The following is a 14263-nucleotide window of genomic DNA, read 5'->3' on the forward strand; positions in this document are numbered from 1 at the left end:
CCAAAGACCGCTGACAGCCAGCAGTGCTGCGCGCTGCTGCGGGCCTGTAAGGCCCTGAGCGTAGCGAGTTTGTCGGTTCTTCGGCGCAGGCTCACATCGCTCGCGATGTGAAGGGCCGCCAGGCCCGGCCGAAGCCAACGTACGGACAAGGCTGCGCTGCTGCGTGCTGCTGCCGGTCTGAAGTAATTCAGGTCTGTCTTCACAAGAAATCCGCTCGGAATGATCCAGCGGATTTTTTTATGGGTACTCGTCAGCCAAGGCAACGCACTCACAGTCCTCTAGCACTCAGCGCCAGCTGCTGCCTGAACTCCGGCCGCACCCGGTGCAGCTGCGCCGGCCGGTGCGCGCCACCAGCCTGCATTTCGCCGGGCACGGGCTCGAGCATGCCCAGCTCGTCCATCTTGCGGCGAAAGCTCACCTTGTTCAGCGGCTCGCCCAAAATGCTTTCATAGACCTGCTGCAACTGCGGCAAGGTAAAGCTCTCGCCGAAGAAATGCACCGGCAGCGAGGAGTACTGGCTCTTGCTGCGCACCCGCGCCACTGCGGCCTGCAGGATTTGTGCATGGTCAAACGGCAACTGGCCGGTGGCAGTGACCGGCACCAGCTTCAGCCCGGGCCGATGGGTCGGCAGCTTCTGCTGCGGGATCAGTGCGCAATAGCTGATGGCGACCGACCAGCCGCGCGGGTCCCGTGCCGGGCCGGTAAACGTGGCCAGTTGCTCCAGATAAGCGTCTTCAATCCCCGCCTTGCTGCGCAGCACACGGGCGGCACTGGCATGGGCATCGGCGTCTTCTTGCGCATGGATGTAGCCGCCCGGCAAAGCCCACACCCCGGCAAACGGCGCGCGCTCGCGCTGCACCAGCACGACGCTCAACACCCCGTCCACCAAGGTCAGCACCACCACATCCACGGTGGTCAGCACCTGGCCCAAGGCGGTTTCACTTTGATTCATTTTTGCACCAAGTCTTTCTCATAAAGGGAAGTATGCCGCCGCAGCTACCCGGAATCAATACAAACATAGGCTTCAGGCCAAGGATTTGCTGCCGACCACCACAATCAGTTAGTTGCAAAATTATTTTAACAGGCGTAGACTGGCATTCATTGAAGGAGAAAGACATGCGCCAACGCACACAGCTGCTCATCATCGACCCGCAAAACGACTTTTGCGACCTGCCGCCAGATTGGCGCCCCAGCAGTGCGGCAAACCCCTCGCCATTTGCCCCCAGCCTGCCTGTGGCGGGCGCCCATGCAGACATGCAACGCCTGGCGCAATGGCTGCTGCAGCATGCCTCTCAGCTCGATGGCATCACCGTCACGCTCGACTCCCACCAGGCCTACGACATTGCGCATCCCGCCTTCTGGCAGCAAGGCGATGGCAGCCCGGTGCAGCCCTTTACCGCCATCACGGCCGCGCAGCTGCGCGACGGCAGCTTCAGGCCCCGCAACCCGGACGAGCAGGACCGCAGCCTCGCCTATTTGGATGCACTGGAAGCCCAGGGCCGCTACACCTTGATGGTCTGGCCGCTGCACTGCGAAATCGGCAGCATCGGCCACGGCGTGCACGCCGGCATCCTGAGTGCCTGCCGCCAATGGCAAAGCCAGCGCCAACGCGCCGTCAAGCATGTGTTCAAGGGCATGAACCCCTACACCGAACACTACAGCGCCATCTGCGCCGAGGTGCCCGATCCGCAGGATGCGGACACCGGACTCAACACCGCCCTGCTGCAGCAGCTGGCACAGGCCGATACGCTGGTGATTGCCGGTGAGGCGGGCAGCCACTGCGTGCGTGCCACCACCGAGCACATCGTGCAGCATATGGGGCCGCTTTGGGGTGCCGAGGATTTCTCGCGCATCGTCCTGCTGACCGACTGCATGAGCCCCGTCGCTGGCTTTGAAGCGGCACAAGAAACCTTTTTGCAGCAGATGCGCGCCATCGGTGTACGCTGCTGCACCAGCACTGCTTTCCATTTATAAATACTTCAGCGCCAGCACGGACTGAACTGGCGCTGGCAGCTCTCATTTTTGACAGAGAAAGACGCGGTATGCAGCCCATCATCACCAGCCTGCTCGACACCGATTTGTACAAGTTCACGATGTGGCAGGCCATGCTCCATCGCCATCCGCAGACCCAGTCCACCTACCGCTTTGTCTGCCGCTCGCAGACCGAGTTTCCGCTGGTCGATCTGCTGGCCGAGGTGCGCGCCGAGATCGACGCGCTGTGCGCGCTGAAGTTCAAGAAGGATGAGCTCGACTACCTGGCCAGCCTGCGCTTCATGAAGAGCGACTTCATCGACTTTCTGCGCATCTTCCAGTTCCAGCGTGATTTCATCGAGGTCGAGCCCGATGGCGATGGCCTGCATATCGTCGCCCATGGCCCCCAGGTGCATGTGATGGGCTTCGAGATCTTTGTGCTCTCCATTGTCAACGAGCTGTACTTCCGCCGCTTTGACCAGGCCAGCGCGCTGGCCGAAGGGCGCAAGCGCCTGGGCGCCAAGATCGTGCGGCTGCAAGAGTTGGCGCAAGAGGCCAAGCACCGCCATCCTTTTGAGCTGTTTGACTTTGGCGTGCGCCGGCGCTTTTCGGCCCCCTGGCAGCGCGAGGTGGTACAAGCTTTTGCCACGCAGACGGCGCAGTGGTTCAAGGGCACCTCCAATGTGCTGCTGGCCCGTGATCTGAACCTGGTGCCGATCGGCACCATGGCCCATGAATACCTGCAAAGCTACCAGGCCCACGGCGTGCGGCTGCGCGATTTCCAGATCGCCGCGCTCGAAGACTGGGTGCAAGAGTACCGGGGCGACCTGGGAATCGCACTGACCGACACGGTGGGCATGGATGCCTTCCTCGCCGATTTCGACATGTACTTTGCCAAGCTGTTCGACGGCTTGCGCCATGACTCCGGTGACCCCTATGAATGGGGCGAAAAAGCGCTGGCCCACTACGCCAAGCTGCGCATCAATGCGCATTCCAAGCGCCTGGTGTTCTCCGATGGACTGACCCTGGACAGCGCGCTGGCACTCTACCAGCACTTCGCCGATCGCATCCAGTGCGGTTTTGGCATAGGTACGCAACTTGCCAATGACATGGGTCTCAAGCAGCTCAACATCGTGATGAAGCTCACCCACGCCAATGGCCAACCGGTGGCCAAGCTCAGTGACAGCCCAGGCAAGACCCTGTGCGACGACGAGACCTACCTCGCCTACCTCAAGCAAGTGTTCCATGTGACGCATTAAGGAGCCGCCATGCTCAAGATCACCCTGGCCCAACTGAACCCCACTGTCGGCGACATGGATGGCAATATCGACCAGATGGTCGCCGCCGCCCGCCAGGCGCAGGCCGAAGGCGCGCAGCTGGTCGTCTTTGCCGAGCTGTCACTGACCGCCTACTACCCCGGCGATCTGCTCGACGAGCCCGATTTTCTGGCCCGCGTGGATGCCGGCATTGCGCGCCTGTTGCAAGAGAGCCAACAGCTGCCCGATCTGCACTGGGTATTGGGCGCGCCTACCCGCGCCGCCGGCCCGGGCAAGCATCTGCACAACAGCCTGCTGGTGCTGCACAACGGCGCCATCCGCCTGCAGTACGACAAGCAGCTGCTGCCCACCTACAACATCTTTGACGAGCGCCGCCACTTCGAGCCGGGCCGCGATGTGGCCAAGGTGCTGCGCATCGGCCAGATGCAGGTCGGCTTTCTGATCTGTGAGGACGGCTGGAACGACAGCGGTGCCGACTACGCGACCAACCCCTTCGAGCGCATGGCCGATGCGGCCCCCGATGTGGTCGTCAGCATCAACGCCAGCCCCAGCCACCTGGGCAAGCGCGAGGAGCGCCACCAGATCTTCAGCCAGGCCGCGCGCCGCCACGGCCTGCCGATCCTGTATGTCAACCAGATCGGGGGCCAGGATCAGATCGTGTTCGATGGTGCATCGTTTGCGGTGCAGCCCGAGCGCGGCATCGTCTGGGAAGCGCCGCGCTTTGTGCAAACCGTCTGCACCCTGGGCTTTGACAACGGCGGCTTCTGCCTGCCCGATGGCACGCCACCTGCCCGCCCACCGGCAGAAGGCCTGCCGACGATGGAGTTCTACCGCCAGCAGATCATTCTGGGTCTGCGCGACTATGCGCGCCGCTGCGGCTTTCGCCAGGTCGTCGTGGGCAGCTCGGGCGGCATCGATTCCGCGCTCACCCTGGCGCTGGCAGCAGAGGCACTCGGCCCCGAGAACGTGGTCGGCATCACCATGCCCTCGCACTACTCCTCCAGCGGCTCGGTGGACGACTCGGTGGCACTGTGCCGCAACCTGGGCATTGCGCTGCACACCCACCCGATTGCCGACCTGGTACAGGGCTATGCCCGGCAGTTTGAGACCAGCTTTGGCGCGCCACTGCAGGGCCTGCCGCTGGAGAACGTTCAGGCCCGCATTCGCGGCACCATCCTGATGGAGTACAGCAATGCCTTCGGCCATCTGCTGCTGACCACGGGCAACAAGTCCGAAATCTCCGTAGGCTATTGCACCCTGTATGGTGACACCAATGGCGGCCTGGGACTGCTGGGCGACCTCTACAAGACGGAGGTCTTCGCGCTCTCGCGCCACCTCAACGCCAGCGCCGGGCGCGAGTTGATCCCCGAGGCCATCATCGACAAGCCGCCATCGGCCGAGCTGGCCCCCGACCAGAAGGACGAGGACAGCCTGCCACCCTATGCGGTGCTCGACGAGATCCTCAAGATCCTGATTGAAGGCCAGCGCCTGTCGACCCTGGAATACAACGCCGCCCAGCAGTTCGTCGAGCGGCTGGCGCAGACGGACGCGGGCCGCCAGACCGTCGCCAAGGTGCAGCGCATGGTCCACCGCAGCGAATACAAGCGCCGCCAGGCGCCGCCCATTCTGCGCCTGCGCCCCCGCGCCTTTGGCACCGGCCGGCAAATGCCGATTGCGGCCTACTACCCCTGAAGCGAGCCGGCGCATGCCCAGCGCATAATCCCCAACAAACACACCAGCAGGCACCAAGACAACGAGATATGAGCGCAGCTAACGAGCACTATGACCTGGCGGTATTGATTGGCCGCTTCCAGCCGCCGCACCTGGGCCACCTGGCCTTGCTGCAGCACGCGCTTGCCCGCGCCAGCAAGGTGGTGGTGGTATTGGGATCGGCACTGCAGGCCCGCAGCCCGAAAAACCCCTTCACCTGGCAAGAGCGTGCGCAGATGTTTGCCGCAGCACTGAGCCCGGCCGATGCGGCGCGCCTGGTGTTTGTGCCCATCCGCGATTACTACGACGAGCCGCGCTGGGTCACGGCCGTGCGCGAAGCCGTCACCAGCCACAGCCAACCTGGCGCCCGCATTGGCCTGGTGGGCCACTTCAAGGACGAGAGCAGCAGCTACCTGGCCCACTTCCCTGGCTGGGAGCTGGTCAGCCTGCCGCGCCAAAACAGCATTGACGCCACCCCCATCCGCGACGCCTACTTTGGCTTGCAAGGCAATGATTCCGCAGCAGGCCTGTCCGCCTTGGCCGGCATGCTGCCGGCCAGCTCGCTGCAGTTTCTGCAGCAGTTCCGCGCCACCCCCGAATACGCCGCACTGCAAACCGAATGGCAGATGCTGCGCCGCTACCAGGCCTCCTGGGCGGCAGCACCCTACCCGCCGGTCTTCGTGACCGTCGATGCGCTGCTGCGCTGCGGCAATGATGTGCTGGTGATTCGCCGAGGCCATGCGCCGGGCAAGGGTCTGCTGGCCTTGCCCGGCGGCTTTGTCGAGCCGCGCGACAGCCTCTGGCAATCGTGCCTGCGCGAGCTGCAGGAAGAGACGCATTGCGCGTTGAATGAGGCCCAGTTGCAGGCCAGCTTGCAGTCGGTCACCGTGTTCGACCACCCGGACCGCAGCCAGCGTGGCCGCACTATCACCCATGTGCACTATTTCGACCTGCAGCGCAGCCCCAAGCCTGCGGTGCGTGCCGACGATGATGCAGCCGAGGCCTTCTGGCTCAGCATCGATGCGATACGCGCCCGCGAGGCCGAGTTTTTTGAGGACCATTTCCAGATCGTGCAGAAAGTGCTGGCGGGCAACGGACAATAGCGCCCATGCAAGCCTTTGTCTCCAACCGCCCAGGTGCCCGCTGGCCCTGGCTGCTCATTGCCGTGCTGGTGCTGCTGGGTACAGTTCGTTTTCTGGTGTTCAGCGCGCACTCGCCTGTGCTCGGCTACCCCAACAATTTCGATTTCCTGCGCACCTCCGGCTGCGTAGGCATCTGGAACTTTGACGCCCAGTCCGAAGCCTTCCACAGCCCTGCGCCTGACCGGGTGGTCGCGCAGCTGCACTACAACGGCGAAAGGCTGTGGCAGTTTTGCAATCCGACGGCTGAAACCATTTACCTCAGCGCACTCAAGCTGGGCCACAGCGTGGGCGACACCTTCCCCATCCAGCACCTGGCCTATGCCAAATGGGTCATCGTGCTGCTGGCCTATACCGCGCTGATGTGGGCCTTGCGCAGCATGCGCCTGCGCGTGTTTCTCAGTGCCTGTTTTGTGCTGCTGTGGTGGGACATGAGCACCTTGCTGTATTTCCAGTCGCTCTACCCGGTCTTCAGCAGCCTGTTCTTTTCTTTGTTCGTGGTGACGGTGCTGCTGGCCTGCCGCCTGGATGCGTTCTCGCGCAGTCCCTGGGCCTCGCTGCTGCTCGCGTTGCTGACTTTCATGCTCGGGTTTTCCAACCAGCAGTACTTTTACCTGGCCATCGTGCTGACGGCCGTCTTCCTGCTCCTCAATGGCCGGCAGTACCGCCTGCACAGTGCCGCCATGCTCTGCGCCGTACTGGTGGCCAGCCTGTGCCATAGCTATCTGCGCCCCGCACAAAGCCAGGAGTTCTATGCTGGCATCGACCGCGTCAACCGCACCGACACCATCTTTTATGGCGTGCTGATGCACTCCCGCAACCCTGAAGAAGCTGCAGTCAGCCTGGGTCTGCGCCCTGAATGCGCCCAGATGGCCGGCATTGGTGCACATGCCTTCAACCATGGCCTCAAACAGAATATCTGCCCGGAGGTTGCCAGCATCAGCCGCTTAAAGCTGCTGAACCTGGCAGTCAAGCAACCGTCGACTATTGCCAAGACGCTGCTCGCGGGCGTGGAGGCCTACAAACCGGTCTATGGCTTTTTCCCGCAACTCTATCCTTACCATGCCAGTGAGCTGTCTCCGGGCATGTATGCCAGTTCGCCCTCATCGCTGATCGTCAGTGCCCCACGAGGTCTGTACCTGGCAATGGTTGCTGTCATGGCCATGCTGGCAGCAGCGGCATTTGTCTATGCGCTCCTGCCTCGTGGTCGCCAATCCCTGTGCGCACATGCCATCTGGATCGGCGGCTTGCTGTGCTTCTACAGCATCTTCAGCTCGGTATTTGGCGACGGTATGGTCGAGGTAGAGCGCCATGCAGCCGTCTTCCTGCCGGGCTTTATCCTGCTCTGGTTAGGTGCCATTTTTGGCGTACTAGAGCGTCTGCGTGCTGCAAGATAGCGCCATGCCCGCGACCACTGCTTCGCCCTCTCAACGCCTGCTCGGCTTGCTGCGCCTGATGCGGCCACGCCAGTGGATCAAGAACGGTTTTGTGCTGGCACCGCTGGTATTCACCGGCTCGTTCACCGACCGGCATGCCGTAGTCCAGGCGCTGCTGGCCATGCTGCTGTTTTGTGTGGCCTCCTCGGCTACCTACATCGTCAACGACCTGCGTGATATCGATCAGGACCGCAAGCACCCCCGCAAATCCCGGACCCGCCCCCTCGCCGCGGGCCTGGTCACGGTGCGCCAGGCGCTGCTGCTGCTGCTGGTGCTGTATGCGCTGCTGCTGGCCGCCTGGCCATGGGCCCCGCAGGTGCTGCCAGTGATTGCCGCCTACCTGGTGCTGAATCTGGCCTACAGCTACTACCTCAAGCACCAGCCAGTCCTCGATATTTTCACGATCGCCATCGGCTTTGTACTGCGCGTATGGGGCGGCGCGCAGGCGCTGCAGGTGCCAATCAGCTCCTGGATGTTTGTCACCACCTTGTGTCTGGCGCTGTATCTTGCGGCGCTCAAGCGGCGCCAGGAATTGCTGCAAACGGGTACCGAAGCCCGGGCAGTCTTGCAGAAATATTCGGTGTCGCTGGTGGAGCGCTATGCCGAGATCGCTGCGACCGGTGCCCTGCTGTTCTACAGCATGTTTGTGATGTCGGTCCGCCCGCAACTCGTGGTGTCGATTCCGCTGGTCCTGTTTGGGCTGTTTCGCTACTGGTATGTGGTGGAAAAGCTCGACGGCGGTGAGTCGCCCACCGATGCCTTGCTCAGCGATCTGCCGCTGCTGCTGACGGTACTGGCATGGGTGCTGGTGTGCCTGTGGGCGCTGGCGGGACTGAAAGGATAAGCATGGATCTGTCCTATCTGCTGACCCCGCTGCTGGCCTGGCTGGTGGCCGGCTCACTGAAGTTTCTGATCAACAGCTGGCGCGCGGGCAAGCCCGCCTTTGGCTTGATCGGCTATGGCGGCATGCCCAGCAACCACAGCGCGATTGTCAGCAGCATGGCTGCGCTCGTCGCGTTCAAGCATGGCATTGACCATCCGGCTTTTGGCGTTGCCCTGACCCTGGCATTCATCGTCGTGTTGGATGCCAGCAGCCTGCGCCGGCAGGTAGGCAAGCATGCGCAGGCCATCAACCGTCTACAGCAGCAGGCCCCGGCGGCGACCACCACTGCACTGCGCGAACGCATGGGCCACAGCCTTGCCGAGATTCTGGGTGGCGTGGTTTGCGGCATTGTGCTGGCCTGGGCCGTGCACGCCTGGCTGCCGTTGTACGATTGAGCTTTTGCTTGCCAGCGCCCCACGCGGCTTTTCCGTATGCCATTGACCATTCGCCCCGCCACCATCGACGACACCGATACCATCCTGCGCTTTGTGCGCGATCTGGCGGTCTATGAAAACGCCGAGCACGAGGTGCTCTCCACACCCGCCCATGTGCACAAGACCATGTTCAGTGCAGGTGCCACCGCGCACGGCCTGATCTGCGCGGAGGATGGCCTGGCCATCGGCTTTGCGGTGTATTTCTTCAATTACTCCACCTGGCAGGGGCGCAATGGCCTGTACCTGGAAGACCTGTACGTGGACCCCAGCCACCGCGGCAGCGGCGCGGGCAAGGCCTTGCTGCGCCATCTGGCGCGCATTGCGCTGGACAAGGACTGCGGGCGCTTCGAATGGAGCGTGCTGGACTGGAACACCCCATCGATCCAGTTCTATGACAGCCTGGGCGCCAAGCCGCAGAGCGAATGGATCAAATACCGGATGACCGGCGAGGCGCTGGAAGCCTTTGCGAAGGGTTGATGCTGGGGCCCGCTCAGAGGAGCGCTTGCCCCGCCTCAGCCCATCGGGCGCATTTCCCGCGTTGGCCCCGTTGAACCAGCGTGACGGCAAGGCGCAACCCAGAGGGTTTGCGCCGCCGCCTCAGACCGCTGCAGGGTCAAAATCCAGCTGGTAGTTTTGCGGCCCGCGTGCTGCGATCTTCAGCGAGCCCATGCGGTTGCCCAGTTCCACGCATTGGCGCAGCGGGCGGCCATGCTCCAGGCCCCACAACAAACCACCGCGCCAGGCGTCGCCACAGCCGGTCGGATCGACGACCGCAGCGGCCTGGATGCCAGGCACATGGGTGCGCTCGCCGTTTTCCCACAGATCGCAGCCCTCGGCGCCCAGGGTCACCATCAGGCCCTGCACCTGGGTCGAGATATCGGCAAACGACAGGCCAGTGCGCTCGCTCAGCATCTTGCCTTCGTAGTCGTTCACGGTCACCCAGGTGGCCAGGCTGATGAAGTGGCGCAGGTCATTGCCATCGAACATCGGCAGGCCCTGGCCGGGGTCAAACACAAAGGGAATGCCGGCGGCATGCAGCTGCTCGGCGTGCTGGAGCATGGCGTCACGGCCATCGGGCGCCACGATGCCAATGGCTGCGCCGCAGTCCTTGGTGATGGTGTTTTGATGGGCCTGCATCATCGCGCCGGGGTGGAAGGCGGTGATCTGGTTGTTGTCCATGTCGGTGGTGATCATGCACTGGGCGGTGTAATGGTCGTCGAGCTTCTTGATGAAGCGCGTGTCGATGCCCAGCTGCTTGAAATGCGCTACGTAGCCATCACCGTCATGACCGACGACGGCCATCGGCAGGGCTTTGCCGCCCAGCAGGTTCAGCGCGTAGGCGATATTGCCGGCGCAGCCGCCAAAATCCCGCCGCAGGGTCGGCACCAGAAAGGACACGTTCAGGATATGAATCTGATCGGGCATGATCTGGTCGGCAAAGCGGCCAGAGAAGGTCATGATGTTGTCAAACGCGAGCGAGCCGCAGATCAGCGAAGCCATGAAGCTATTCTTTCTGTTATCAAAATTTCAAGGGTAGAACGCGAGTACGCGGTAGCCCACCACATCGCCGGCAGCCTCTGCCACCTGGATGACCATCTCCGCCGTCCACTCGCCATGCGCTTGTAGCTCGGCAGGTGCCTGCAGCTCCTGCGGGCGCAGCACGCGGCGCAGCACCAGCTTTTCTGCCGCGTCGTTGAGGCTCAACTCCAGCGCAGGGACTGCCACCGGATAGTCCGCCCCATTGCGCAACACCACCCGCAGCCGGAACTGGCGTGGCCCCACGGCGTTGAAACTGGTGCTGTCGATAGAGACGGACTGCAGTTGCCGAAGCGGCGCTATCTCGCAACCCGCCAGGCGGCAGGCCGCTTGCAGCGCTGGCCGCCACTGGGGCTGGGCCAGCGCCAGGCGGTCCCGCTGGGTCAGCGCCATCTGCAGCAGCAAGGCCGCCAACAGCAGCAGACCGAGCAGCAGCGACAGCACCACCACCCAGGGCTTGCGCCAGAACGCCTTGCGTTTGGCAGCGCGTACAAAGCCGGGCTCGGCGGCCCTATCCATGCCAACGGCAGCCGCGGCATCGGCCGCCGCGGCATCGGCCGCCGCAACGGCCTCATCCATCTGCGCCACATAGTTGGTCGGCCCGGACAGCGAGGGCTCTACCTTACCCGCATGCAGGCTTCTGCCCGCCATCTCGGGCGCCAGCAGCAGTTCATCCTCTTGCCGCGCTACCGGGGCGGGGTCGGACAGACCATGGGCGCTGCTCTGCCGCAAATACGGCGGAGGTGAAGCAGGTTCCGGGACATGCCGGTCGTTTGCAACAGGGTCAACAGGGGCAACAGGTGCCACCACCTCCGCAGCGAAGGGCAGCGGAGCATCATCCACAGCAGCGGGCTGCACTGGCGCTGGCGGCACAGGCACAGTTGCGGGCTTTTGACGCTCGGCAATGGCCTCCAGCAAGCGGCCCTCACGGGCTTGCAGCTCTGCCAGATCGTCGGTCGCCGAAAAATCCACCCGGCTGCTGCGCAGCGATTCCGGGCGCTGGTCGGCCATCGGCTGCCATTCGCTTTCCAGACCGCTGCGGTCCTGCGATGCAGGTGGCGCGGCGGGGGTCTGCGCTTCGGCCTCGTCCCCATAAGCCTGCATCCAGGACGAGTCCACATAGCCCGAATCCCCGCTGGCATTGGCACGGCGAGGAAACACCAGCACCGACAGCTCGGGCACCTGGGCATGGGGGTCGACCTGCAGCGAGTTCTCGGTCCGCAGCACCGCCGCCCCGTCCTGCGTGGGCTCGGGGCTGAGCGCCGCCGCCATGGACGGAGCCGCCACCGGGGCCTGCGCTGCAACAGGGGCATGTTCCACAGACGGCGCCCGCGGGCCGGCAGGCGCTGCCGGCGCACTGGCTACCAGGTGCGTGAGCGCGTCAAATACCGCCTTGCATTTGCCGCAGCGCACCCAGCCATCGGAGATGCGCAACTGGTCATCCACCACCTTGAAGCGGGTCTGGCACTGGGGGCAACGCGTTATCTGGCTCATCGCAGTGGATTGTAGGGTCAGAAACTCAGCGGCCTGTCCCGGTGGCGGAATCTGCTGCGCGCCGTGCCGTCATCAGCACCCAACCGTCTTCGCTATCGGCCACGTCCAGCTGCAGGTAAGGCGCATAGGCGGCCTTCAGCTCATCGGTCTGGCGCTCCAGAATACCGGCCAGCACCAGGTGGCCGCCTTCAGCCACATGGGCGCACAGCAAGGGGGCCAGCACCTTCAGCGGCGTCGCCAGGATGTTGGCCAGCACCGTCTGGTACACGCCCTGTGCGGCATCGGGCAAGCCGGCGCGCAGCTGCACGTGGTTGGCCTGGGCGTTGTACTCGGTCGATTCCACGGCAGCGGTGTCGATGTCCACCGCGTCGATGTCCAGCGCGCCAAACTTGGCGGCGCCAATGGCCAGAATGCCGGAGCCGCAGCCGTAATCCAGCACGCGGCCCAGATCCTGCCCCTCGGCGCCGCGCTGCGCAATCCAGCGCAGGCACATGCGGGTGGTGGGGTGGGTGCCGGTGCCAAAGGCGAGGCCCGGGTCCAGGCGGATGCTGCGGGTGGCAGCTGCCGGCAGTTCGTGCCAGGTGGGCACAATCCAGAAATCCGGCGTGATGTCCACCGGCGCGAACTGCGATTGGGTCAGGCGCACCCAGTCCTGCTCGGCCACTTCACGGATGCCCAGCAGGCTGCAGCCTGCAAAGAAATCCTGCAGCTGCAGCAGGCTCTGCGCCTCTTCGGCTGCAGCGCGCTGCGGGAACAGCGCCACGATGCGGCTGCGCTGCCAGCCATCCTTGGGCGGCGGCATGCCGGGTTCGCCAAACAGCGCCTGCTCGGCATCGGTCTGGGCATCGGCATCTTCGACCGAGACGCTGAGCGCATCGAGCGCATCCAGCGCTTCGCTCACGCTCTCGACCCGGTCTTCCGGGCACATCAGGCACAGTTCGTACATGACAGGGTTTCCTTAATGCAAAAAGCTGGCATTCCCTTGGAAATGCCAGCATCTATCACGATGAAAGGGGGTGCATCAACGCTTGCGCGCAGCCAGCCACTCTTCCAGATAGTGGATATTGGTGCCGCCGGCATTGAACTTGGCATCCACCATCAGTTCCGAGTGCAGCGGAATATTCGTCGAAATACCCTCGACCGCCGTCTCCAGCAGCGCGGTGCGCATGCGGGCAATGGCTTGTTCGCGGGTGTCGCCATAGACGATCAGCTTGCCAATCATCGAGTCGTAGTTCGGTGGCACGAAGTAGTTCGCATACACATGCGAATCGACCCGCACACCGGGGCCGCCGGGCATGTGCCAGGTAGTGACACGGCCAGGCGACGGCGTGAACTTGTAGGCATCTTCGGCGTTGATCCGGCATTCGATCGCATGACCGCGCATCTGTGCGTTGATCTGGCGCTGCGTGAACGGCAGTTTCTCACCAGCGGCGACCATGATCTGGGTGCCGACGATGTCGACGCCAGTGATCCATTCGGTCACCGGGTGCTCAACCTGCACGCGGGTGTTCATCTCGATGAAGTAGAACTCGCCGTTTTCGTACAGAAATTCGAACGTGCCCGCACCGCGGTAGCCGATCTTCTTGCAGGCGGCCACGCAGCGGTCGCCAATCTTTTCGATCAGACGGCGTGGAATGCCTGGGGCCGGCGCCTCTTCGATCACCTTCTGGTGGCGGCGCTGCATCGAGCAATCGCGCTCGCCCAGATACACGGCGTTCTTGAACTTGTCGGCCATCACCTGGATTTCGATGTGGCGCGGGTTCTGCAGGTACTTTTCCATGTACACCGCAGGATTGCCGAATGCAGCACCGGCTTCCGCCTTGGTCATCTGCACCGCATTGACCAGCGCTGCCTCGGTATGCACCACACGCATGCCCCGGCCACCACCGCCGCCAGCGGCCTTGATGATCACCGGGTAGCCGATGGCCTTGGCAATGCGGCGGATCAGCGCCGGGTCGTCGGGCAGTTCGCCGTCCGAACCAGGCACGCAAGGCACACCAGCCTTGATCATTGCCTGCTTGGCAGACACCTTGTCACCCATGATGCGGATGGACTCGGGCGTCGGGCCAATGAACTGGAAACCGCTCTTTTCCACGCGCTCGGCAAAATCGGCGTTCTCGGACAGAAAGCCATAACCAGGGTGGATCGCCTCGGCGTCGGTCACCTCGGCAGCCGAGATGATCGCAGGCATGTTCAGGTAGCTTTGGGCCGACGGCGCCGGGCCAATGCAAACCGCCTCATCGGCCAGCTTCACATACTTGGCGTCGCGGTCCGCCTCTGAATAGACCATCACGGCCTTGATGCCCAGCTCGCGGCACGCGCGCTGCACACGCAGTGCGATCTCTCCGCGGTTGGCAACCAGAATTTTCTTGAACATGGGCGA

General features: G+C 63.5%; 14 protein-coding genes. 8 read left to right on the forward strand and 6 right to left on the reverse strand.

Annotated elements, in window-relative coordinates; genetic code table 11:
- Both ACCQ08_RS17325 and ACCQ08_RS17330 read right to left on the reverse strand, forming a co-directional pair.
- Positions 1–272, reverse strand: a 272-nt coding sequence (locus ACCQ08_RS17325) for a hypothetical protein (protein WP_373450508.1), incomplete at its 3' end; no start/stop codon positions are given.
- Positions 269–952: an NUDIX domain-containing protein gene (locus tag ACCQ08_RS17330; RefSeq protein WP_312833764.1), complete on the reverse strand. Its 684-nt coding sequence runs from the start codon at positions 950–952 to the stop codon at positions 269–271. The genes ACCQ08_RS17330 and ACCQ08_RS17325, both read right to left, overlap by 4 nt.
- Before the next feature lie 164 nt (positions 953–1116).
- On the opposite strand from ACCQ08_RS17330, the gene ACCQ08_RS17335 reads away from it, so the two are divergent.
- The 8 genes from ACCQ08_RS17335 to ACCQ08_RS17370 all read left to right on the forward strand — a co-directional run bounded on the left by ACCQ08_RS17335 (position 1117) and on the right by ACCQ08_RS17370 (position 9327).
- On the forward strand, positions 1117–1974 hold the full coding sequence (locus tag ACCQ08_RS17335; RefSeq protein WP_373450509.1) for a cysteine hydrolase: 858 nt from the start codon (positions 1117–1119) through the stop codon (positions 1972–1974).
- A gap of 68 nt (positions 1975–2042) precedes the next feature.
- Positions 2043–3230 carry a nicotinate phosphoribosyltransferase gene (gene pncB / locus ACCQ08_RS17340; protein ID WP_239810714.1) on the forward strand — a complete coding sequence of 396 codons (1188 nt, stop codon included), beginning with the start codon at positions 2043–2045 and terminating at the stop codon, positions 3228–3230.
- A gap of 9 nt (positions 3231–3239) precedes the next feature.
- Positions 3240–4940: an NAD+ synthase gene (locus ACCQ08_RS17345; RefSeq protein ID WP_239810713.1), complete on the forward strand. Its 1701-nt coding sequence runs from the start codon at positions 3240–3242 to the stop codon at positions 4938–4940.
- 68 nt (positions 4941–5008) lie between these two features.
- On the forward strand, positions 5009–6061 hold the full coding sequence (locus ACCQ08_RS17350; protein ID WP_312833766.1) for a bifunctional nicotinamide-nucleotide adenylyltransferase/Nudix hydroxylase: 1053 nt from the start codon (positions 5009–5011) through the stop codon (positions 6059–6061).
- Positions 6062–6066: 5 nt separating this feature from the next.
- The gene (locus ACCQ08_RS17355; protein WP_373450510.1) at positions 6067–7494 is read left to right on the forward strand and encodes a hypothetical protein; all 1428 of its coding nucleotides are present in this window, start codon (positions 6067–6069) and stop codon (positions 7492–7494) included.
- Positions 7495–7498: 4 nt separating this feature from the next.
- The gene (locus ACCQ08_RS17360) at positions 7499–8377 is read left to right on the forward strand and encodes a decaprenyl-phosphate phosphoribosyltransferase (RefSeq protein ID WP_312833768.1); all 879 of its coding nucleotides are present in this window, start codon (positions 7499–7501) and stop codon (positions 8375–8377) included.
- Positions 8378–8379: 2 nt separating this feature from the next.
- Positions 8380–8811 (forward strand): divergent PAP2 family protein, encoded by a 432-nt coding sequence (locus ACCQ08_RS17365; RefSeq protein ID WP_239810709.1) that lies wholly within the window; start codon positions 8380–8382, stop codon positions 8809–8811.
- Positions 8812–8847: 36 nt separating this feature from the next.
- Positions 8848–9327 (forward strand): N-acetyltransferase family protein, encoded by a 480-nt coding sequence (locus ACCQ08_RS17370; protein WP_373450511.1) that lies wholly within the window; start codon positions 8848–8850, stop codon positions 9325–9327.
- A 120-nt stretch (positions 9328–9447) separates the two neighbouring features.
- Here the strand turns inward: ACCQ08_RS17370 and ACCQ08_RS17375 are convergent, their stop codons facing one another.
- The 4 genes from ACCQ08_RS17375 to accC all read right to left on the reverse strand — a co-directional run bounded on the left by ACCQ08_RS17375 (position 9448) and on the right by accC (position 14257).
- The gene (locus tag ACCQ08_RS17375; RefSeq protein WP_239810707.1) at positions 9448–10350 is read right to left on the reverse strand and encodes a carbohydrate kinase family protein; all 903 of its coding nucleotides are present in this window, start codon (positions 10348–10350) and stop codon (positions 9448–9450) included.
- 27 nt (positions 10351–10377) lie between these two features.
- A complete protein-coding gene (locus tag ACCQ08_RS17380) occupies positions 10378–11880 on the reverse strand; it encodes a zinc-ribbon and DUF3426 domain-containing protein (protein ID WP_373450512.1) in 1503 nt (500 codons plus the stop codon).
- Positions 11881–11905: 25 nt separating this feature from the next.
- The gene (prmA, locus tag ACCQ08_RS17385) at positions 11906–12826 is read right to left on the reverse strand and encodes a 50S ribosomal protein L11 methyltransferase (RefSeq protein ID WP_312417393.1); all 921 of its coding nucleotides are present in this window, start codon (positions 12824–12826) and stop codon (positions 11906–11908) included.
- A gap of 75 nt (positions 12827–12901) precedes the next feature.
- On the reverse strand, positions 12902–14257 hold the full coding sequence (gene accC / locus ACCQ08_RS17390) for an acetyl-CoA carboxylase biotin carboxylase subunit (RefSeq protein ID WP_021026145.1): 1356 nt from the start codon (positions 14255–14257) through the stop codon (positions 12902–12904).
- Positions 14258–14263: the final 6 nt, after the last annotated feature.

It is taken from the genome of Comamonas sp. SY3 (genome assembly GCF_041730275.1).
GTDB classification, from domain to species: Bacteria; Pseudomonadota; Gammaproteobacteria; order Burkholderiales; family Burkholderiaceae_C; genus Comamonas; species Comamonas sediminis.

What these genes read in the sequence shown, in the direction of transcription:
- prmA (WP_312417393.1), bottom strand. Translation starts at nt 12,826, where the DNA reads ATGTACGAACTGTGCCTGATGTGCCCGGAAGACCGGGTCGAGAGCGTG.
- ACCQ08_RS17375 (WP_239810707.1), bottom strand. Translation starts at nt 10,350, where the DNA reads ATGGCTTCGCTGATCTGCGGCTCGCTCGCGTTTGACAACATCATGACC.
- ACCQ08_RS17345 (WP_239810713.1), top strand. Translation starts at nt 3,240, where the DNA reads ATGCTCAAGATCACCCTGGCCCAACTGAACCCCACTGTCGGCGACATG.
- ACCQ08_RS17330 (WP_312833764.1), bottom strand. Translation starts at nt 952, where the DNA reads ATGAATCAAAGTGAAACCGCCTTGGGCCAGGTGCTGACCACCGTGGAT.
- pncB (WP_239810714.1), top strand. Translation starts at nt 2,043, where the DNA reads ATGCAGCCCATCATCACCAGCCTGCTCGACACCGATTTGTACAAGTTC.
- accC (WP_021026145.1), bottom strand. Translation starts at nt 14,257, where the DNA reads ATGTTCAAGAAAATTCTGGTTGCCAACCGCGGAGAGATCGCACTGCGT.
- ACCQ08_RS17350 (WP_312833766.1), top strand. Translation starts at nt 5,009, where the DNA reads ATGAGCGCAGCTAACGAGCACTATGACCTGGCGGTATTGATTGGCCGC.
- ACCQ08_RS17355 (WP_373450510.1), top strand. Translation starts at nt 6,067, where the DNA reads ATGCAAGCCTTTGTCTCCAACCGCCCAGGTGCCCGCTGGCCCTGGCTG.
- ACCQ08_RS17370 (WP_373450511.1), top strand. Translation starts at nt 8,848, where the DNA reads ATGCCATTGACCATTCGCCCCGCCACCATCGACGACACCGATACCATC.
- ACCQ08_RS17360 (WP_312833768.1), top strand. Translation starts at nt 7,499, where the DNA reads ATGCCCGCGACCACTGCTTCGCCCTCTCAACGCCTGCTCGGCTTGCTG.
- ACCQ08_RS17380 (WP_373450512.1), bottom strand. Translation starts at nt 11,880, where the DNA reads ATGAGCCAGATAACGCGTTGCCCCCAGTGCCAGACCCGCTTCAAGGTG.
- ACCQ08_RS17335 (WP_373450509.1), top strand. Translation starts at nt 1,117, where the DNA reads ATGCGCCAACGCACACAGCTGCTCATCATCGACCCGCAAAACGACTTT.
- ACCQ08_RS17365 (WP_239810709.1), top strand. Translation starts at nt 8,380, where the DNA reads ATGGATCTGTCCTATCTGCTGACCCCGCTGCTGGCCTGGCTGGTGGCC.